Source organism: Burkholderia sp. 22088, assembly GCF_052045915.1.
Taxonomy (GTDB): domain Bacteria; phylum Pseudomonadota; class Gammaproteobacteria; order Burkholderiales; family Burkholderiaceae; genus Burkholderia; species Burkholderia cepacia.
The window spans coordinates 174503-193190 of sequence record NZ_JBQEPY010000002.1 but is presented as its reverse complement, the minus strand read 5'-3'; the positions used below and the strand labels follow the sequence as shown (position 1 = coordinate 193190).

At 62.4% G+C, this 18688-nt stretch carries 19 protein-coding genes and 1 riboswitch; of the genes, 11 read left to right on the top strand and 8 right to left on the bottom strand.

Annotation, left to right across the window (positions count from 1 at the left end; all coding sequences use genetic code 11):
- Positions 1 to 120: 120 nt before the first annotated feature.
- The 6 genes from ACTJLD_RS03960 to ACTJLD_RS03935 all read left to right on the top strand — a co-directional run bounded on the left by ACTJLD_RS03960 (position 121) and on the right by ACTJLD_RS03935 (position 6176).
- Complete coding sequence (locus tag ACTJLD_RS03960; RefSeq protein ID WP_176115088.1) at positions 121 to 936, top strand: helix-turn-helix domain-containing protein; 816 nt, start codon at positions 121 to 123, stop codon at positions 934 to 936.
- 205 nt (positions 937 to 1141) lie between these two features.
- On the top strand, positions 1142 to 1954 hold the full coding sequence (locus ACTJLD_RS03955) for a hypothetical protein (protein ID WP_440658266.1): 813 nt from the start codon (positions 1142 to 1144) through the stop codon (positions 1952 to 1954).
- Between the two features lie 159 nt (positions 1955 to 2113).
- Positions 2114 to 3253 carry a nitroreductase family protein gene (locus ACTJLD_RS03950; RefSeq protein ID WP_321917502.1) on the top strand — a complete coding sequence of 380 codons (1140 nt, stop codon included), beginning with the start codon at positions 2114 to 2116 and terminating at the stop codon, positions 3251 to 3253.
- A complete protein-coding gene (locus ACTJLD_RS03945) occupies positions 3250 to 4740 on the top strand; it encodes a phenylacetate--CoA ligase family protein (RefSeq protein WP_440658032.1) in 1491 nt (496 codons plus the stop codon). The genes ACTJLD_RS03950 and ACTJLD_RS03945 overlap by 4 nt, the downstream gene beginning before the upstream one ends.
- 183 nt (positions 4741 to 4923) lie before the next feature.
- Positions 4924 to 5027, top strand: a riboswitch (SAM-I-IV-variant riboswitch).
- A gap of 42 nt (positions 5028 to 5069) precedes the next feature.
- Entirely contained in the window at positions 5070 to 5408 is a 339-nt protein-coding gene (locus ACTJLD_RS03940) for a hypothetical protein (RefSeq protein ID WP_148668956.1), read from the top strand.
- Positions 5409 to 5582: 174 nt separating this feature from the next.
- The gene (locus tag ACTJLD_RS03935; RefSeq protein ID WP_440658030.1) at positions 5583 to 6176 is read left to right on the top strand and encodes an NTF2 fold immunity protein; all 594 of its coding nucleotides are present in this window, start codon (positions 5583 to 5585) and stop codon (positions 6174 to 6176) included.
- Between the two features lie 350 nt (positions 6177 to 6526).
- Here ACTJLD_RS03935 and ACTJLD_RS03930 read toward each other — a convergent pair whose 3' ends face one another.
- From ACTJLD_RS03930 to ACTJLD_RS03910, 5 genes are all read right to left on the bottom strand, one after another.
- On the bottom strand, positions 6527 to 8974 hold the full coding sequence (locus ACTJLD_RS03930) for a heavy metal translocating P-type ATPase (protein WP_440658028.1): 2448 nt from the start codon (positions 8972 to 8974) through the stop codon (positions 6527 to 6529).
- A gap of 214 nt (positions 8975 to 9188) precedes the next feature.
- Positions 9189 to 9455 carry a DUF5676 family membrane protein gene (locus tag ACTJLD_RS03925; protein WP_059692956.1) on the bottom strand — a complete coding sequence of 89 codons (267 nt, stop codon included), beginning with the start codon at positions 9453 to 9455 and terminating at the stop codon, positions 9189 to 9191.
- A 71-nt stretch (positions 9456 to 9526) separates the two neighbouring features.
- On the bottom strand, positions 9527 to 10183 hold the full coding sequence (locus ACTJLD_RS03920; protein ID WP_440658025.1) for a methyltransferase family protein: 657 nt from the start codon (positions 10181 to 10183) through the stop codon (positions 9527 to 9529).
- Positions 10167 to 10421, bottom strand: a complete 255-nt coding sequence (locus ACTJLD_RS03915) for a DUF2933 domain-containing protein (protein ID WP_321909242.1) — start codon at positions 10419 to 10421, stop codon at positions 10167 to 10169. Before ACTJLD_RS03915 ends, ACTJLD_RS03920 begins: the two co-directional genes overlap by 17 nt.
- Positions 10422 to 10443: 22 nt before the next feature.
- Positions 10444 to 10881: a hypothetical protein gene (locus ACTJLD_RS03910; RefSeq protein ID WP_230942681.1), complete on the bottom strand. Its 438-nt coding sequence runs from the start codon at positions 10879 to 10881 to the stop codon at positions 10444 to 10446.
- A 271-nt stretch (positions 10882 to 11152) separates the two neighbouring features.
- On the opposite strand from ACTJLD_RS03910, the gene ACTJLD_RS03905 reads away from it, so the two are divergent.
- The 3 genes from ACTJLD_RS03905 to ACTJLD_RS03895 are packed head-to-tail and all read left to right on the top strand — an operon-like array spanning position 11153 to position 13166.
- The gene (locus tag ACTJLD_RS03905; protein WP_226153794.1) at positions 11153 to 11815 is read left to right on the top strand and encodes a LemA family protein; all 663 of its coding nucleotides are present in this window, start codon (positions 11153 to 11155) and stop codon (positions 11813 to 11815) included.
- A complete protein-coding gene (locus ACTJLD_RS03900) occupies positions 11812 to 12666 on the top strand; it encodes a TPM domain-containing protein (RefSeq protein ID WP_440658022.1) in 855 nt (284 codons plus the stop codon). The genes ACTJLD_RS03905 and ACTJLD_RS03900 overlap by 4 nt, the downstream gene beginning before the upstream one ends.
- Positions 12667 to 12668: 2 nt before the next feature.
- Positions 12669 to 13166 (top strand): TPM domain-containing protein, encoded by a 498-nt coding sequence (locus tag ACTJLD_RS03895; protein WP_119336261.1) that lies wholly within the window; start codon positions 12669 to 12671, stop codon positions 13164 to 13166.
- A 219-nt stretch (positions 13167 to 13385) separates the two neighbouring features.
- Here the strand turns inward: ACTJLD_RS03895 and glmS are convergent, their stop codons facing one another.
- Entirely contained in the window at positions 13386 to 15215 is a 1830-nt protein-coding gene (glmS, locus tag ACTJLD_RS03890; protein WP_027789787.1) for a glutamine--fructose-6-phosphate transaminase (isomerizing), read from the bottom strand.
- A 156-nt stretch (positions 15216 to 15371) separates the two neighbouring features.
- Between glmS and ACTJLD_RS03885 the strand changes: the two genes are divergently transcribed.
- On the top strand, positions 15372 to 15863 hold the full coding sequence (locus ACTJLD_RS03885) for an Lrp/AsnC family transcriptional regulator (protein ID WP_124816778.1): 492 nt from the start codon (positions 15372 to 15374) through the stop codon (positions 15861 to 15863).
- 47 nt (positions 15864 to 15910) lie between these two features.
- On the opposite strand, the gene panB is transcribed toward ACTJLD_RS03885, so the two are convergent.
- A complete protein-coding gene (gene panB, locus ACTJLD_RS03880; protein ID WP_060085687.1) occupies positions 15911 to 16768 on the bottom strand; it encodes a 3-methyl-2-oxobutanoate hydroxymethyltransferase in 858 nt (285 codons plus the stop codon).
- Positions 16769 to 16845: 77 nt separating this feature from the next.
- On the opposite strand from panB, the gene ACTJLD_RS03875 reads away from it, so the two are divergent.
- Positions 16846 to 17664 (top strand): AraC family transcriptional regulator, encoded by an 819-nt coding sequence (locus ACTJLD_RS03875; RefSeq protein WP_060085686.1) that lies wholly within the window; start codon positions 16846 to 16848, stop codon positions 17662 to 17664.
- Between the two features lie 19 nt (positions 17665 to 17683).
- Here the strand turns inward: ACTJLD_RS03875 and ACTJLD_RS03870 are convergent, their stop codons facing one another.
- Positions 17684 to 18217, bottom strand: coding sequence for a methylated-DNA--[protein]-cysteine S-methyltransferase (locus ACTJLD_RS03870; RefSeq protein WP_440658018.1), 534 nt, complete (start codon positions 18215 to 18217; stop codon positions 17684 to 17686).
- Positions 18218 to 18688 lie beyond the last annotated feature (471 nt).

Here is an 18688-nt window from a genome sequence, read left to right as displayed (position 1 = left end):
GGGCTCCGGTGGGTGCGTTCGTCGGCAGGGATTCGAATGTAGGACGGTTGCGCCCCCTCGTCTTGGAAAAACCCGCTGTGGCGGTGCATCATTGCGCCTTCACCTCACCGGTTCCCGACCATGGCCGACCTGCGTAACGTGACCGACACGCCCAAGGGCGTGGTCGGCCCGAAGGCGATCAATCAGCGCTTCCGTCTCAATCGTTATCACCCGCGAGCCGAACTGGCCGGCGTGCTGGATCACCACTGGATCGTCGAATGGGATCTGCGCGGCCAGCCGCCTTACGTGCAGCGCACACTGCCGTATCCGTGCGTGAATGTGGTGTTCGACAGGCGGCAGACGGGGATCTTCGGTGTGGTGTCGGGGGCGTTCGAGACGACGCTCGCGGGCGCCGGCAGGGTGATCGGCTTGCGGTTCCGGCCGGGCGCGTTCCGGGCGTTTTTCGGCAAACCGGTGCATTTGACGACCGACAAGGTGCTGCCGGTGTCGACGCTGTTCGACTGCGGCGATGCGGAAGCCGAAGCGGCCGTGCTCGGCGCCGGGGACGATGCCGGGATGGTGGCGGCGGCCGAGGCGCTGCTGTTGCGGGTGCTGCCGCCGCCCGATCCGCAGGTCGAGCGTATTCATGCCATCTTGCAGATGCTGCAGCAGGACATCGGGCTCACGCAGGTGCGCGACCTGGCCGAGCGTGCGGGGTTGAGCGAACGCACGTTGCAGCAGCTCTTTTCCAGCCATGTCGGGGTGACGCCCAAATGGGTGATCTGTCGTTATCGCCTGCACGAAGCCGCGGACAAGCTCGCGGGCGGCGAGGCGGTCGATCTCGCGGAACTGGCCCAGGCGTTGGGGTATTTCGATCAGGCGCACTTCACGCGCGACTTCCGGAAGCTGGTGGGAAAGGCGCCGGCGGAGTATCGGCGCGAGGACGGGCGGGGATGAGTGTGCGGATTCCTGACGCGGGGGCGCTGCGCGTTTCCCGCCGGTTGTTGTCGCCCGGGCAACACGGTAGTGTGTCCGTTGGCCTGCCGCCGTGCCGACGACGAACCTATGATGGGCGCGCCGGCCGTCCGTGAATATCAAACGGCGGGTGCGTTGCCGATCATTCCACCCTATAGTGCACGTCGTTGAAAATCAGGAGTTCGTCGTGTTTTACCGGAAATCCACATTGGGTCACTCGAACTACGCGTGCATCGTCGCCCTGGCGATGATGCTGGCGCCGGTCGCGGCGCATGCAGCGGCGGAGGCTGCGGACGGCACGGCGCGCGTCGCGTCGGCTGTCCATCCCGACACGTCGCCGGCACGACCGATTGCCGGCGACGACCCGGTTGCAATCCGGGACGCACTGAAGAAGCTGCACATCACTACCCTCTCCCCTTCGTTGCGCGACCGGGTTCGCGGCCTGGTCTCCAGCGCGGTCGACCGGCGTGGCCCGAATCCCGACCTGGCGTCCGTCGATCTGGATCGTGACGTGACGTTCGTGGTACCGGTGCGGTACGGGCTGAGGTACTCGTCACGCCGGCACCTGTTGACGCTGGACGTCGACCTGTTCGACGCAGAGCGCAACGACCGGACGGGCATCCTGCTCAGAAAAGTCACGACGGGGCCGCGAGGGCGCGGGCTCGTGATTGCACCCGAAGCGAAGGCGAAAGGGTACATCCAGCACGTCGACATCATCGAACTCGATTCCGGCCAAGGCAAAAAGACCGCGATTCGTAGCCGCATGCGGCTATCGCCCGCCGAGCACGCACGAGCGAGCGGCGAATTCGCACTCGTTTTCTCCGGGCGGCTGGTTCGGCCTTACCTGACGGAACAAACCGAGCATGTCGATCCGAGTATCGACGAGCCGACCGACATCACGACGAGGATCTCCACGCTGCACATGGATATCCATGACATCTCGCTGGTGAGTGAGTCGAGCGGCATCGTCGTGTCGAAGAAGCTGCATTTGTCGAAGTAGCGGGGTTCTCGAACGGGGCTTCGACCGGCCACGAAGCTCCGCATGTGACGACGGACGATGCTTCGGGGCGCGGACGGTTGCGTCGCAGCCGATCTGCCGTCCGGGCATCCGTGAGGCTGCCTCGGCCCTCATGTAAGATGCGCACAGCTTCACCCGGTCTTGAGAGGGGCCGGTTCTCGCGCCACAACGGCAATCAGCCGCACAACAACAAGGAAGCCACGAGAAATGCCGGGGATTCCCGCTGAAACCTTTACTGTCTGGCGCACGATCCTGTCCGTGGCCCGACACGCACCGTCGCCGCACAACGTTCAGCCGTGGCGGGTGCAACTGATCTCGGATGATCGCGCCGAGCTGTTCATCGACGGCACGCGCACGCTGCCGAAAGAAGACACGACCGGCGCGTTCCTGTTGTCCGCGATGGGCATGTTCATCGACGCGATCGATCTGCTCGCGGCACCGCATGGCTTGCGTGTCGAATGGCAACTGCATCGCCCGGTGCAGGAATTCGCGGCCATCCTGTCCCGGCCGACGCCGCCGGGGCTGATTCCGTTCGCTGCGCTGCGGCTCGTCGCCAACACCAATGCGGATGCGCCGCGCGACGATCCGTCCGCGCTGATGCTGGCGCGCCGCACGTCGCGCATTTCGATGGACCCGACACCGGTGCCGGATGCCGCCGTCACGCAACTGGCGGCGCTGGCCGACGAATGGGGGCATCGATATACGCATCTGTCGGGGGCGGAACTGATCGAGCCGATCATCGCGGCAAACATCGACGCCGTGTTTCATGACATGAACGTCGCGGACTACCACGATGAAATCACGGCCTGGTTCCGGTTCACGGAACGTTCGACTGCCCGACATCGCGACGGTCTCGACTGGCGCTGCATGAACCTGTCGCGCGCCGAGTTCTGGATGTCCGCGCGTCTGTCGAAGATCCTGATGTTCAAGCCGACGCGCTTCTATTTCAAGCGCCGGTACCGGTCGCAGCTCGGCCATGTGCCGGCGATCGGCGTGTTGAGCGGCGATTTCTTCAATCCGGAGAAGGCGATCGAGTCGGGCCGCTTCCTGCTGCGCTTCTGGCTGGCGCTGACGAGCCTCGGTCTGTACCTGCATCCGTACGGCAACCTGGTCACGAACCCCGACGCCGCCGCGTGGTTCAGCACGCATGCCGGGGTCGATCGCGCATGGCTCGTGTTCAAGGTCGGCTACTCGCGTACGCCGCCGCAAAGCCAGCGCAGGGCGCTTGCCGACATCCTCCTCGATGCGCCGGTTCCATCCCATTCGCCGCAATCCGCATGAACACGCTCATTCGCCTCTTTCTCGAAGCCGTTCTCTGGACGCTCTGGTTCCTTCGCCGCGTGATCAGCGTCGACGGACGTCTCTATGTGTTCCTCAACGCGCCGATTTTTCAGCCCTATCTGGCTTATGTCGGCCGCATGCGCGCCCGCGTCGCATTCCTCAAGGCGAGCACGTCGTGCCCGGCCTACATCGAGTTCCTGAAGGCCGAAGGCTACAAGGCCGGCGGCAAATGGCGGCTGGCGGACCTGCCCGCCATGACCAAGGAGAATTACATCAAGCGCTATTCGATCGAGCAGCGCTGCTACGGTGGCGCCATTCCGAAGTCGGGTGTCGTCATCGACGAATCGTCGGGGTCGACGGGGCAGCCGAACAACTGGGTGCGCAGCGCGGCCGAACGCAGCGACGTCAAGCGCATCCTGCAACTGAACTATCAGCTGGTGTTCCGCGACTCCGGCAAGATGCTGCTGAACTGCTTTGCGCTCGGGCCGTGGGCGACCGGCATGAACGTGTCGATGTCGCTCGTCGACGTCGGCATCATGAAGTCGATCGGCCCCGACAAGGCCAAGCTGATCAACACGCTGAAGCTGTTCGGGCCGAAATACCAGTACCTGATATTCGGCTACCCGCCGTTCATCCGTTCGGTGGTCGACGAATGCGATCTCGACCTGAGCGCGTACCACATCGATTTCATCGTCGGCGGGGAAGGGTTGTCGGAAGCGTTGCGCGACCATCTGCTGCGCAAGGCGAGCACGGTGATCTCGTCGTATGGCGCGTCGGACCTCGAGATCAACATCGGCGTCGAGACGCCGACGACGATTGGCCTGCGGCGTGCGTTGCTCACGCGGCCCGAGCTGTGCCGCGAGCTGTTCGGCCGCGATACGCCGCCGATGATCTTCCAGTACAACGCGCTCGATTACGTGATCGAAACGAATGACGATGGCGAACTGCTGGTGACCATCGGGCGGCAGTCGGGCGCCGCGCCGAAGATTCGGTACAACATTCGCGATTCGGGTGGGACGTACCGATTCCGCGAGCTGAACAGGCGTCTGTCGGCGCATGGCATGCGCCTGCAGGATTTTGCCGCGCGGACCAGCCATTTCCCGTTCCTGTTCGTGTACGGCCGCAACGATTCGAGCGTGCCGTTCTATGGCGCGAAAGTGTTCCCGTCCGACATCGAGCAGGTTCTGTCCGCTTCGCCGGTGCTGCATGACGCGATCAGCACGTTCCAGCTCGCGACGACCGAGGATGCGCAGTTGACGAGTTTCCTGCACCTCCATCTCGAACGTGCGTTGGGCAGTGCACCGATGCCGCTCGACGATGCGGCGCTGCATGGCGAGATGATCGAAGGCATGAAGCGCGTGAATCAGGATTTCCGCGAGGTGTCGAGGCTGTTCGATCCGAAGCAGGTGGTCGTGCATCTGCATGAGCACGATACGGGGCCGTTCCAGGGGCGGGATATCCGGATCAAGAACAGGTATATCGCGTGAGGGCGTAGGTTTCGGGGTGGTTGGAGGGCGGTGAGGAGGGCTGACACAGCTCTTCCTGTCGCGTCGCTTACAAGGGCTGGATCGGTGAGCTCATCCGGCTAAAGTGCCACTCTCCCGACACTTCTTGCGCTACGCGTGCTTTTCGATATAATGAACCATCGTTCGGAATGTCGAACGAGAGAAATCAAGCATCCAGAGTCGGGTTATCCGACGCCAACCTGCCCTCCCGGGCAAGGTGGACGCCCTTGAGGCGATGCGGCCGATTTACGGCAACGAAACGGGAGCAGCATGGCTGGCACCGGTTCGATAACCACTCAACCGGAGCAATCATGCGCCAGGATACCGCTGCTTCCCGCCAGACCGTCTGTGAAGACTGGTCGCACCTCCTTCCCGGTTTCACGCTCACGCATACGGTTCATCTCGTTTCGGGATTGAATCCGGGCATCGTGTCGACAGCGGCTGCCGTACTCGAAGGCGAAACCGCCACGGTCGACCGGTGGGCCATCGCCCGCTGTGGCGACGTTCTCGAGCAAAAGATCGTTCTCGGGGAAATGACGGAAGGGCAAGCGGTTCGGCTGCGCGATCGACTTGCCGCGCTCGATGGCGTGTTGCGCACGAGGATGGAGCATCATTTCGTTCGGGCTGGTTCGGCTGCCTCCGGGAATTGACCGGAGGGTGGCCGTCAGGCGATGCATGGTCGTTGTCGCCGTTCGGCTGATGTTGGTGCCAAGTGAAAGCGCTCTGTGTCGCGTGCACATTGGACGTCACCGGTATTTTTCCCACGGCCGCCCTTTGATCGCCGCGCGGCCAGTGCCAATTCATTGAACATTTCCGAGAGACTTGTGCGGAGCGAAGTCGAGCCGCCTGCTGCTCGTTGCGCGCGTCCCACTCCACATGCATGCGACCGACTCAAAGGCACGCTGACCCAGGACGGTAAGATATCGACGGGCCTGCTGCCGGCTCCTTGGCTGATTGTGGGCGATATTCTCAATCATGAGAGATTGAAGATGACGGATGATGATTTTGTGCGGGCGCGAACGGCATTGAGATCATTCATGTTGGAAATGAATCATTGGGAAAAGGGTTTTTATAAGCAGAAGCGCGGTGCCCTGGAGAGTGGGCTCGACGTATCGGAAGTAGATGATTGTGCTCGGAAGGCGCTTTCGGATATTTTCGAGAGATGGACATTGCGGGATAAGACAAACCAAGGTCGTCTGATTGACTTGGGTTGCTCGGATCCCCCGACATACGACCCTGAAACTGACGTTGAAGATGGCGTGGAATCCACCGGTGGAGAGGTGGTTTTCATCATTCGTCAAACCGTCGGGATGTTGGCGATATTCCGAATCACCATGAAGAACGACGCGGGCGAGTGGAGGGTGAGAAAAAAGGAATTCGTCAATTTTAAGGACAAGTGGCAGCGGTCAGTGCTGTAGCGAGCGCTACCCGACCTGCTGTTCCGGTTCGGTGTCGTTCAAACCGGCGCGCCTCCCGAGGTGCGGGAGAACCGGATGAGAAACTGCTTGCAAGGGCCGGTGGTGCTTCAATCGCGTATGGTGATGCGCCATCGTGGAATCGACCGTCGTGTAGAGGAGGTTTGCTTTAGGGTCCGGCTGCGGATTCTCTGGAGAGACTGCTGGCGATTCGCCTGGTCGAGGCCATAGAGACGCTGTTTAATTCCAACACCCCTGACATCTATCTTCAGTCCGTACGAGATTCACAAAGCGAGCGGTGGCAAGGTTTCATCGAGGAAACAGTCCGAAAGGCTCGCATGCGGTATCGCCGCTCAAACTTTGACGTTACGCAACCTCAGCGCGTTCGAGATGACAGACGCGGAACTCAAACTCATCGCAAGCGCCGCAATCATCGGCGAGAGCAGCAATCCTGTGAACGGGTAAAGTACCCCGGCCGCCAACGGAACCCCTAGCGCGTTGTACACGAACGCGAAGCCGAGGTTTTGCTTCATGTTCGCGACAGTTGCCTTGGACAGCTCTCGCGCTCGTGCGATGCCGCGCAAGTCGCCTTTGACGAGCGTCACTTGCGCGCTGCTCATCGCCACGTCCGTGCCTGTTCCCATGGCAACGCCGACATCGGCTTTCGCGAGCGCCGGGGCGTCGTTGATGCCGTCGCCAGCCATCGCCACAACATGCCGGGCCTGCTGGAGCTTCGTCACCAAGTCGAGCTTGTCGGCCGGCTTGACCTCGCCGTGATATTCGTCGATACCGAGTCTCTCGGCAACGGCCTTGGCCGTTACCACCCCATCGCCGGTCGCCATAACGACTCGGATGCCGTTCTCCTTCAACGTCGCAAGCGCCTCCGGCGTGGTGGTCTTGATTGGGTCGGCGACCGCAAGCAAACCGGCCAAACGGCCATCGACTGACAGGTACATGACGCTCGCACCTTGCGCTCGCATACGGTCTGCTTCCTTCGCTAGCGACTCGACGGACACCTGGTCAGTCTGCATGAGCGCGGTATTGCCCAACGCCAGCCGTCGACCGGCGACCAGCCCGCGCACGCCGATGCCCGTCACGGATTCGAATTTTTCCGCTCGGTCCAGCTGCACCCCTTTCTCGCGTGCCGCGGCGACGATTGCAGCCGCGAGCGGATGTTCGCTGCCTTGGTCGAGACTGGCGGCCAGGTGAAGCACTTCATCGGCCGAGTGTCCGTTCGTTCCGACAGCCCGCTCGAACGCAGGACGCCCTTCGGTCAGCGTCCCGGTCTTGTCCACAATCAGGACATCGACCTTTCGAAAATTCTCGATGGCAGCGGCGTCCCGAAAGAGAACCCCCGTGGTAGCACCTTTGCCGCTCGCCACCATGATGGACATCGGCGTCGCGAGCCCCAACGCGCATGGACACGCGATGATGAGCACTGCGACAGCGTTGATAAGGCCAAACACCCAGCTGGGCTCCGGCCCGAATATGCCCCACAGGAGGAATGTCAGAAACGCGACGCTGACGACCCCGACGACGAATACTCCCGCAACCTTATCTGCCATCCGCTGCATGGGCGCGCGGGACCGCTGAGCCTGCGCGACCATCTGCACGATTTGCGAGAGCACAGTCTGCGAGCCGACCTTCTCCGAGCGGATGACCAGACTGCCCGTTGCGTTCATCGTCGCGCCAATGACGTGGTCGCCGACACGCTTCGTGACCGGAATGGGCTCGCCTGTAATCATGGACTCGTCCAACGAACTCGTGCCGTCAGTCACGACACCATCCACAGGGACTTTCTCGCCTGGCCGCACCCGAAGCTGGTCGCCTACATGCACGTGGGACAACGGAATGTCTTCCTCTGAGCCGTTCGGGTTAATGCGGCGCGCCGTCTTGGGTGCGAGCCCGAGCAGCGCCTTGATGGCTGCGGACGTTTGCGAGCGAGCCTTAAGTTCGAGCAATTGTCCGAGTAGCGTCAGCGAAATGATGACTGCTGCAGCTTCAAAATACACGCTGACTCGGCCGTGCATGCTGTACGTTTCAGGAAACACGCCGGGGAAGATGGTGGCGATGACACTGTAGATATACGCCGCACCTGTTCCGAGCCCGATGAGGGTCCACATGTTGGGGCTGCGGTTCATGAACGAACGCGCGCATCGCGCGAAAAACGGCAGGCCTGCCCACAAGACGACCGGTGTCGACAGAATGAATTCGACCCAGCTCTCGCTGCGAACATCCATCAATTCGAAACGATGGCCGAACATCGCCAGGACGAACACTACGATGGTCAGTGGCAGCGTCCACCAGAATCGACGTCGGAAATCGACCAATTCGGGATTTTCGCCTTCGTCAACGCTGGGCAGAATCGGTTCCAGTGTCATGCCGCACTTCGGACATTGCCCGGGATGGTCCTGGCGAATTTCCGGGTGCATCGGGCACGTGTAGAGGGTGCCCCCGGGAACTGCTTGCGGTTGCTCAATGGTCGAGGGCTCGACATACTTGGACGGCGCAGCCTGGAATTTCTCCAGGCAAGCCTCGCTGCAGAACGTGTACCACTTGGCATGGTGTTCGCAGCGGAAGCGTGACGCATCGGTCACCGTCATTCCACAGACCGGGTCGCGAAGTGAATCTGCGCAATGACCGTGTTCTTCCTGAACCTGATGGTGATGAGTATGCGCGTCGCGCCTATGCTCGGTGGAATGGGCATGCTTGTCCGTCTCACGAGCGTGAGATTCGTCCGATGCCCCGTGCTCGGAAATCCGTGGGTGATACAGCTTGTCTTCGCCGGATTGGCCGCTCATTTGACGCTCCTTTGAGTACCCGTTCCACTTCCATTGGGGGCCGTTGCCCTGCGCGTTCGATATTGGCGTAACGGCGGTGCCGCGAACGGTGAGTCCCTATTGTCAAATCGGGGCACGCCGGCGACGACGCTTCGATGTGTTGAGCGATAGCGCAGAGCAACGTTCATTCCATGCTTTTCCGTTGCAGGGAGATGGGCAGGCGTACGGAATTGCGTCAATTGGGTTCACTCAAGCGGTTGTGTAACCACGCGAAGAAGACGCCGGCTGCAAAGAACCAGACCGCGAACACAAAGGCCGGGTAGACCACAAACCACCAGGACAATGGCTCGCCCGTCTGGAGACGCCGGAAATCGAGTCCGTGAAAAAGTGCGTTCATGAAGTTCATGAACGGTTCGGGAAGTGCCATCCATACGAGCGTGCATAGGACATAGAAGAGCACAACCGTGACCGAGAGCGTCACGCCAGTCTTGAAGGGCTTCATGCCAGCCTCCTCATCCCGGAAGAGTGCGATTGAGTTCGGCGGCAGCGCCAGCTGCGGGGAGCCGTCTGAAATCAATGTACTTGAGCCGGGCGTTTTCCGAACAAGTTCGGCACGAAGCGCGGCGTGTGTGCCGCGTATTCACGCCACGCAGCGCCGAACCGTGCCTCCGAATCGCGCTCCTCTTGTCTGGCTAGTCGAACGTACATGAAAACCAGAACAGGAAACATGGCCAAGGTCACGAGCGTGGGCCATTGGAGCAGGAAGCCCAGCATGATGACGACGAATCCGACGTACTGGGGATGTCGGATCTTCGAGTAGGGCCCGGTGGTGGCCAACTCGTTGTTACGCTGAGCTTCATACAGTACGTGCCATGCGGTGGACAACAAGTAGAAGCCGCCCAATATCAGGAAGAAACTGAGGAGATGCGGAAGTCCGCCATGCGGGTCGCCGTGTCTGCCGGTCAGGGTCCACCAGAGGTGTCCAGCGTCGTGCGACAGCAAATTGGCCTGTGGAAAGCGCGTCTGCAACCAACCCGACAGCAAATAGATGGTGAGCGGAAACCCGTACATCTCCGCGAATAGCGCGACGATGAAAGCGGAGAATCCACCGAACGTTCTCCAGTCCCGCTTTGTTGCCGGCTTGAAGAAGCTGAACGCGAAGATGATGAAGAACAGAGAATTGATAGCAACGAGGCTCCACAGCCCGTAACCGTCACCGATGCCGGTCATGACTGTCTCCCGAATCGGGGCGCCCATCGGTCGATTTTGTCCCATGATGCCCGTGCCCGTGGTGCATAAACAGATGCATCAGCGGGCACGAGAGCAACAGCAGATAGGGCAACACGCCAAGGAAATGGGCGCGATGTTCCGTGAGTAACAGGAAGAGTGCGATTGCAGCGAAGCCTGCGAGCGCAATGGCCGACCGCGATTTCCAGAACGACCGACCAGCATGCGGGCTGTCATCCATGGCTGCCTCCTGTTTCGTATCGTCACTTCTCCGCCGGATGCTCCCGAGCAGCCTGACGGTCCATCATTGCCTGCATCATCATTTGCATCATGTCCATGCGCATTTCCATACTGCCCTGCCGCGACGACATCGGCATACCGGACGAGTGAGCGCCCATCATTTCCATCATGCCCATGCCGTTTTGCATGACTTTCATTTGCTCGTCCATCAGGGCAGCGCGCTCTTCAGGCGTCTTCGCATTCATCATCTTTTCGTGCATGGCGCGCATGGCCTGCATTTGGTCGTTCGCCTCGCGGTTTGACTTGCCCGGCGCTTTTGCTGCCGCCTTATTCGGATGATGGGCGTCGTGAGCTGCACTGTCGCCGGCCGCCGGCGTACCGGCGATTGCAACGGCACTGGCCATGCCGAGCGCCGTAATTGCGATTGCGAGTTTTCGCGGGAATGCCATCTTGTTCTCCATGAGCATGGTTCTCGAGAGCCGGTCGAGCCCTGAAACCACTCTATGCTGACGCCCCTTCGATGGCTTGATGTGGCTCAACGAACCACGTGCCGAATTGTTCATACGTAGCAAGCCCCCGGAGCCGACACGCGACCGAGGTGGTCCATCGTTCCCGGCGCGCTCGACAGTGCAGCGTTGACGTGCGTCAACCCTGCGACCGTCCGGCTACTTACGATAGGCAGTGCACCGGTGAGCGGCGCAATGCCGGGGAATATCGGACAGAGGCGCGTGCATGTTGACAAACTCAGCAGCAATCTCCGCACGGCGCCGTCTGGCCCGTGCACTTCTGACGGGCGCGTTGGCGCTGAGCGTGCTGTCGCTTCCAGGGTGTGGCTATAACGCCATCCAGAGCGAAGACGAGCAGGTGAAGGCCAGTTGGTCGGAAGTTCTAAATCAATATCAACGGCGCGCTGATCTGGTTCCCAATCTCGTCAGCACGGTGAAGGGCTATGCGAATCAGGAAAAGGAAGTGCTCGTAAGCGTGACGGAGGCCCGGGCCCAAGTCGGCTCGATTCGCGCCACGCCGGAAATCATTGCCGACCCGCAGGCGTTTGCAAAGTTTGAAGCGGCGCAGGGGCAGCTCACGTCGTCTCTGTCGCGTCTGCTCGTGGTATCGGAGAACTATCCGCAATTGAAGTCGGACGCGAACTTCCGGGATCTGCAGGCGCAGCTCGAGGGTACGGAAAATCGCATTGCCGTAGCCCGAAACCGATACATTCGGTCCGTCCAGGCGTACAACACGACGATACGATCGTTCCCGGAAAATTTGACTGCGAAGGCATTTGGCTATCTGGAGCGCCCCAACTTCTCGGTGAGCAACGAAGCCGAGATTTCGAAACCGCCTCGGGTCGACTTCGGCTCGACGCCAGCATCTGCGGGCAAGGCCTCCAATTGAACATGTTCCGACTGGCGATGGCCTTCGCCTTGGCCCTCTTAGTCTTGGGAGGATCGTGCGCCCGCGCGGACGCCGTTATCCCGCCGCTCACATCGAGAGTCACCGATGTGACTGGAACGCTGACCGGTGACCAGTTGGTCAACCTCGAGACGATGTTGAGAGCGTTCGAGGCGAAACGGGGAACGCAGATTTCTGTTCTCGTCGTTTCGACCACGGAGCCCGAAACCATCGAGCAGTATTCGATGCGAGTCGTCGAGCAATGGAAGCTTGGGCGCAAGAACATCGACGACGGTGTGCTGCTGATTGTCGCCAAGAACGACCGAGCGCTTCGAATCGAGGTCGGATACGGCCTCGAAGGCGTGCTCACCGATGCGACGAGCAGTCGCATCATCAACGAGGCGATAGTTCCGCGTTTCCGAAACGGGGACTTCTACGGTGGCATCACGGCTGGCCTCGACGCCATCATGCGCGTAACCAGCGGCGAACCGTTATCTCCGCCACAGCCGCGACCTCTGTCAGGCGACGGCGCCGGGCGGTTGCTTCCCGTCCTCTTCCTCCTGACGGTCATGGCAGGCGGGCTGCTGCGCGCCATGTTTGGCCGACTGCCAGGCGCCGTCGTGACAGGCGGCGTCGTTGGCGTACTCGCATGGATTTTGTCGCAGGCGCTTCTTGTCGCCATCGCGGCGGGCTTGATGGCGCTGCTCTTCACGCTGCGGGGTGGCGGTACGAGAGCCGCTGGCGGGCGCTTCATCGGCGGCAGCGGTGGGCGTTTCGGTCGTGATTCGAATCGCGACATCTTTCGCGGAGGCGGTGGGGGCTTCGGCGGCGGCGGCGCATCGGGACGGTGGTGAGCATGGACCTGAAACGTCTGTTCCGGCATCTTTTCGCGACCCACTGGCGGGTCGACAAGGCATTTCCTCGTCAGACGCTAATTTCGATCGAAGAGGCTGTCCGTGCAAGTCATCGCGCGCATGTCGGTCAAGTCAGGTTTGCTGTAGAGGGGGCGCTGCACATCGGAGCCTTGCTGAGAGGCATCTCTGCGAGGGACCGTGCCATCGAGGTTTTCTCGGACCTGCGGGTCTGGGACACCGAGCACAACAACGGCATTCTCATCTATCTGCTTCTTGCGGACCGGGACGTCGAAATTGTCGTCGACCGGGGCATACACGCCAGGGTGGACAGCCGCGAATGGGAGGCGATTTGCCAGGCCATGGAAGCTCATTTCCAGCAAGGCGATTATCGGTCCGGTGTGCTGCACGGTATCGAGCAAGTCACAGTACTGCTGCAAAAGCACTTTCCGCTTCAAGACCCGCGACGCGATGACCTCTCGAGTGCCCCCGCCGTGATATGAGTTCCGAAGCTCGACATTAAGTGGGCAGTGCCTGAGCAGGCACATTGCCGTCGTCCGGATGAGACCGTGGGCGGTTATTTCGTCGGTAGAAGCGAGCGCCGGCAAGCACGCTCGCGTGTCGACAACGGCTTGGCGCGGCGGCACAAAAGACCCTCGTAACCAAACCTGAATCGGGTGTCTGTAACTGAAATTAATCCACCTCAGCACACCCGGCCCACCTCACTCCACCGTCACCGACTTCGCCAGATTCCGCGGCTTGTCGATATCCGTCCCCCGCGCCAGCGCCGCGTGATACGCCAGCAGTTGCATCGGCACCGTATGCAGAATCGGCGAAAGCGGCCCGTAGTATTCGTTGAGCCGAATGACCTCGATCCCGTCGCCCGGCACCAACCCGCAGTCCACATCCGCGAACACAAAAAGCCGGCCATTTCGCGCACTGACCTCATGCATGTTCGACCGGAGTTTCTCGAGCAGCATGTCGTTCGGCGCCACTGCAATCACCGGCATCTCGTTGCTGACGAGCGCCAGCGGCCCATGCTTCAGCTCCCCGGCCGGATAAGCCTCCGCATGAATATAAGAAATCTCCTTCATCTTCAGCGCGCCCTCGAGCGCGATCGGATAATGCATCCCGCGCCCGAGAAACAGCATGTTGTCGCGCCTCGCGAGCAGTTCCGACCACGCCATGATCTGCGGTTCCAGCGCGAGCACTTTCGACATTGCATCGGGCAGATGCCGCAGCGCCCGCAGATGTTCCTTCTCCGCGTCGTCGCTCAACCGCCCACGCATTTGCGCAAGCGATAGCGTGAGCAGAAACAGCGCGACGAGCTGCGTCGTAAATGCCTTCGTCGAAGCCACCCCGATCTCGACCCCCGCGCGCGTGACGAACTGCAGCGCACATTCCCGCATCAACGCACTCGTCGCAACGTTGCAGATCGCGAGCGTATGCATCATTCCGCTTTGCTTCGCGACATGCACGGCGCCGAGCACGTCGGCCGTCTCGCCGCTTTGCGACACCGCGACGACGAGCGTGCGCGGGTTCGGCACATTGTCGCGATAACGAAACTCGCTCGCAATTTCCACGCTGGCCGGCAGCTTCGCGATGCTCTCGATCCAGTACTTCGCCGTGAGCGCCGCGTGATAACTCCCGCCACATGCGAGCAACAACACCGAATCGACGTCGTTGAAAACCCGCCACGCACCGTCGCCGAACAGCTCCGGCATGATCGAAGACACATCGAGCAGCGTATCGGCCACCGCCTGCGGCTGCTCGAAGATCTCCTTCTGCATGTAGTAACGATACGACCCGAGATCGGCCGCGCCGCTATGCGCGGCGACCCGCTGCACCGCGCGCTCGACGCGCTGGCCGGCGGCATCGACGATCCAGTAGCGATGCAGCTGGATATCGGCAACGTCGCCGTTCTCGAGGTACGCGATCCGATCGGTGATCCCCGACAGCGCAATCGCGTCGGACGCCAGAAAATTCTCGCCCTCACCGACGCCGACGACGAGCGGCATCCCGTCGCGCGCGCCGACGATCCGGTGCGGCTCGTCGCGGCACATCACCGCGATCGCATAGCTGCCGCGCAGTCGCGCGACCGCGCGCCGTACCGCATCGAACAGATCGCCGTCGTACAGGTGGTCGACCAGGTGCGCGATCGCCTCGCTGTCGGTCTGGCTCGCGAACACGTAGCCTTGCGCCTGCAGTTCGGCGCGCAGTTGATCGCAGTTCTCGATGATCCCGTTATGCGACAGCGCGATGCGCGCGTTCGCGTCGCTCGGCGAAAAGTGAGGATGCGCGTTGAGCGTGACGGGCGCGCCATGCGTGGCCCAGCGCGTGTGCGCGATGCCGGTGTAGCCCGACAGCGCTTGCCCGGCGATCTCGCGCTGCAGGTTCGCGACGCGGTCGACGCTGCGGGCGCGCGCCAGCGCCCGGTCGCGGTAGACCACCACGCCGCATGAATCGTAACCGCGGTATTCGAGCCGCTTCAGGCCGTCGACCAGGTTCGGCAGGATGTCCCGCTGGGCGACCGCCCCGACAATTCCACACATATCGCGCTCCGTAAATGTCCTGTCTGGATCAGTGAGAGCGATGGTAGAGGTCGTATGATGGAATTAAATTTCAAAATACAAGAACAAATGAAATGGATGGTTGATCGTCTATCATGTTGAAATTAAATTTCACACCCTGACCGGAAGGAGCTGCCGATGGCCGGCATCACCCTCGACGATCTCGACCTGCGCATTCTCGCGATCCTGCAGAACGACGCGTCGGTGTCGAACCTGCAACTCGCCGAGCGCGCGCTGTCGTCGCCGCCCACCTGCATGCGCCGCGTGCGGCGGCTGACGGAGGCGGGCGTGATCCGCCGGCAGGTCGCGGTGCTCGACCCGGTGGCGATCGGCACGGCCGTCACCGCGCTGATCGAGATCAGTCTCGACCGGCAGACGGCGGAAGACTACGACGCGTTCGAAGCGTACGTATGCGCGGAGCCGGCCGTCACGCAGTGCTACCGCGTGTCGCCGGGGCCTGATTTCGTCGTGGTGGCCGATCTGGCCGACGTCGCCGAATACGACGAATTCGCGCGCCGGCTGTTCACCGGCGCATCGAACGTCCGCAACGTGCGGACGTTCTTCTCGACGCATCGCGCGAAATTCGAGGCGAACGCGCGGGTCACGCATGCGATGCGCAAGCGCGCGTGAAGCGATCGCACGGTTCGCCTTGCGTCCGCGATGCGCCGGCGATGCGATTACGCGGCCGCGTCGGCGGCTTCGATCAGCTGCAGCGGCTTGCCATACCCGAAGCAATGCGCGGGCTCCGGGAACACATGCTGCCGCACGTCGTGCGCGTACTGGCGGATCGCGTCGCGCATCACGGCGTTCGCATCGGCGTAACGCTTCACGAAGCGCGGCGTGTACGCATCGAAAGCGCCGATCATGTCCTCGGTTACGAGCACTTGCCCGTCGCACGCCGGCGATGCGCCGATGCCGATCGTCGGGATCGTCAGCGTTTCGGTCAGGTGGCGTGCGAGCGCTTCGGCGGTGCCTTCGATGACGACGCCGAACGCGCCGGCCCGTTCGGCCGAGCACGCGGCGTCGAACACCTGCGCGGCCGAGCGCGGGTCCATCCCCTGCGCGCGGAAGCCGCCCGTCGCGTTGGCCTGCTGCGGCATGAGGCCGACGTGCGCCATCACCGGGATGCCGCGCTCGGTCAGGAAGCGGATCGTGTCGGCCATCTCGCTGCCGCCCTCGAGCTTCACGGCCTGCGCACCGGTTTCGGCGAGCAGGCGCGCGGCGGAGCGATACGCTTGCGCAGGCGATTCCTGATAAGTCGAGAACGGCAGGTCGACGACGACGCACGCCTGCGCGGCGCCGCGTACGACGGCCGCGCCATGTGCAATCATCATGTCGAGCGTGACGCGCAGCGTATCGGGCATCCCGTACAGCACCATGCCGACGGAGTCGCCGACGATGATCACGTCGGCCACTTCGTCGACGAGTTTCGCCATCGGTGCGGAGTAGGCGGTCAGCGAGACGAGGCTGCCGACGCCCTTGGTCGAACGGATCGCGGTGACGGTCTTGCGGGTGGTGCGGGTATGAGCGCTCATGGGCTGAAGCCGTGTGAAAGAAGAGCCGCCACGTTAGCATCGCGCTCGTTCGTGCAATGACCTTCGGAGGACGTCTTATGTTGCTGGCGGGACAATCGGGTGACCCTTACGCGGTGCCGCCGATGGCACGCCTGCCGAGGCCGCTGTATGTGCGTGCGTTCGAGATTCCCGGCAACGCGAGCGTCGACGCGCACAGTCATCCGTGGGCGCAGCTGATGTATGCGACGAGCGGCGTGCTCGAGGTGTCGACGCCGTCGGGCCGGCAGCTGTTGCCGCCGCACTATGCGATGTGGATACCGCCGCACGTGCCGCATGCGGTGTCGACGCGCGATTGTGTCGCGTTCCACAGCCTGTATCTCGATGCGGCGATCGCGCGCGACGACGTGCACGACGATTGCGCGATCCTCTGCATGACGCCGCTGCTGCGCGAGCTGGTGATCGCCACGGCCGAATTGCCGGTGAATTACGACGAAGCGGGGCCGGACGGCGCGCTCGTCTGCCTGATCGCCGACCGGATCGCACGGATGCGGGCGGCGCCGCTGACGGTGCCGCTGCCGCGCGATCCGCGTCTGCTGAAAATCGCGCGTGCGTTGCATGCGTATCCGGGCGATACGCGCAATCTCGACGAATGGGGGCATCAGGTCGGTGCGACGCGACGGACGCTATCGCGGCTGTTCCGGCAGGACACGGGGCTGTCGTTCACCGAATGGCGGCAGGCGGTGCGGCTGTTGGCGTCGCTGCCGCTGCTCGATGCGGGCGAGCCGATCGGCGCGGTGGCCGCGCAACTGGGCTACGACTCGACGTCGTCGTTTATCGCGCTGTTCCAGGCGAAATTCCGCGTGACGCCCGGCGCGTATGCGAAGCGTGAAGCGCGCCGGCCCGTGCTGAGCGCGTGACGCGGCGGCCCGCCCTTACTCAGAACGCGAGCGCCTGCTGCGCCGGATGGCGGGCGCCGCGCTCGAACCCCGCGCCTTCGAGCGACAGCAGCGCACGCTTGCGGTCGATCCCGCCCGCATAACCGGTCAGGCTGCCCGATGCGCCGACCACGCGATGGCACGGCACCATGATCGACACCGGGTTCCGCCCGACCGCGCCGCCCACGGCGCGCGCGCCGCTCATCGGCAACCCGACGCGCTCGGTGATGTCGCCATACGTCACGAGTTCGCCGAACGGAATCGCGAGCAGTTCCTTCCATACACGCCGCTGAAACGCGGTGCCGCGCAGTTGAATCGGCACCGAGAACGTTTCGCGCGTGCCGGTGAAATACTCGGCGATTTCTTCCGCGACCTTGCGCGCGATCGGTGGCGTCGCGAGCGTGTCCGCTTCGGTCACGATCGCAACCGGCGGGAAGTATTTCTGGCCGACGAAGTAGAGGCCCGTCAGCGCATCGTCCTCGATACGTACCGCGATGTCGCCCAGCGGGCTCGGAATCAGGTGAGCGGGAGTCATCGCAACATCTCTCCGTTAAGGGGCCGCACGAGCGGCATACGCGCGCCACTGCGCCCGGCGCGCCGCATGCGGCGCGGCGGTTCGGCACTTGCTTCGCCCGACGCGGGGGCGAGATCGTGCGTCGCGCGTCCCGCCAGGCGTCCGGCAACGAGAGCAAAAGCGATGGCAGGGCGTTTCATGTGGGTCATGGGTGGGGTTGTGCTGCGCGGCGTCGCGGCAGGCGAGGGGAATCGACGCGCATGGGGCGACTGTAAACCATCCCGGCCCCGATCCTGGCCGGATTCGGACATGTGCATCCGTGACCGTGCGCTCACCCTGATCGCGGGAAAATCCCGGAAAAACGGTTAATGCCACATTGCAAAACAGTCGTCTCTTTTGCCGCGACCAATTTGAGATGACTCATCGAAATCCCCGACTGACAGGGCGCCGGCTGACGACCTATCCTTTGAAAAACGTTTTCCAGATTGATCG

Bases quoted from the DNA above. Each gene is read 5' to 3' on its own strand.
- ACTJLD_RS03960 (WP_176115088.1), top strand. From the start codon at position 121: ATGGCCGACCTGCGTAACGTGACCGACACGCCCAAGGGCGTGGTCGGC.
- ACTJLD_RS03945 (WP_440658032.1), top strand. From the start codon at position 3,250: ATGAACACGCTCATTCGCCTCTTTCTCGAAGCCGTTCTCTGGACGCTC.
- ACTJLD_RS03940 (WP_148668956.1), top strand. From the start codon at position 5,070: ATGCGCCAGGATACCGCTGCTTCCCGCCAGACCGTCTGTGAAGACTGG.
- ACTJLD_RS03930 (WP_440658028.1), bottom strand. From the start codon at position 8,974: ATGAGCGGCCAATCCGGCGAAGACAAGCTGTATCACCCACGGATTTCC.
- ACTJLD_RS03925 (WP_059692956.1), bottom strand. From the start codon at position 9,455: ATGAAGCCCTTCAAGACTGGCGTGACGCTCTCGGTCACGGTTGTGCTC.
- ACTJLD_RS03920 (WP_440658025.1), bottom strand. From the start codon at position 10,183: ATGACCGGCATCGGTGACGGTTACGGGCTGTGGAGCCTCGTTGCTATC.
- ACTJLD_RS03915 (WP_321909242.1), bottom strand. From the start codon at position 10,421: ATGGATGACAGCCCGCATGCTGGTCGGTCGTTCTGGAAATCGCGGTCG.
- ACTJLD_RS03910 (WP_230942681.1), bottom strand. From the start codon at position 10,881: ATGGAGAACAAGATGGCATTCCCGCGAAAACTCGCAATCGCAATTACG.
- ACTJLD_RS03905 (WP_226153794.1), top strand. From the start codon at position 11,153: ATGTTGACAAACTCAGCAGCAATCTCCGCACGGCGCCGTCTGGCCCGT.
- ACTJLD_RS03895 (WP_119336261.1), top strand. From the start codon at position 12,669: ATGGACCTGAAACGTCTGTTCCGGCATCTTTTCGCGACCCACTGGCGG.
- glmS (WP_027789787.1), bottom strand. From the start codon at position 15,215: ATGTGTGGAATTGTCGGGGCGGTCGCCCAGCGGGACATCCTGCCGAAC.
- ACTJLD_RS03885 (WP_124816778.1), top strand. From the start codon at position 15,372: ATGGCCGGCATCACCCTCGACGATCTCGACCTGCGCATTCTCGCGATC.
- panB (WP_060085687.1), bottom strand. From the start codon at position 16,768: ATGAGCGCTCATACCCGCACCACCCGCAAGACCGTCACCGCGATCCGT.
- ACTJLD_RS03875 (WP_060085686.1), top strand. From the start codon at position 16,846: ATGTTGCTGGCGGGACAATCGGGTGACCCTTACGCGGTGCCGCCGATG.
- ACTJLD_RS03870 (WP_440658018.1), bottom strand. From the start codon at position 18,217: ATGACTCCCGCTCACCTGATTCCGAGCCCGCTGGGCGACATCGCGGTA.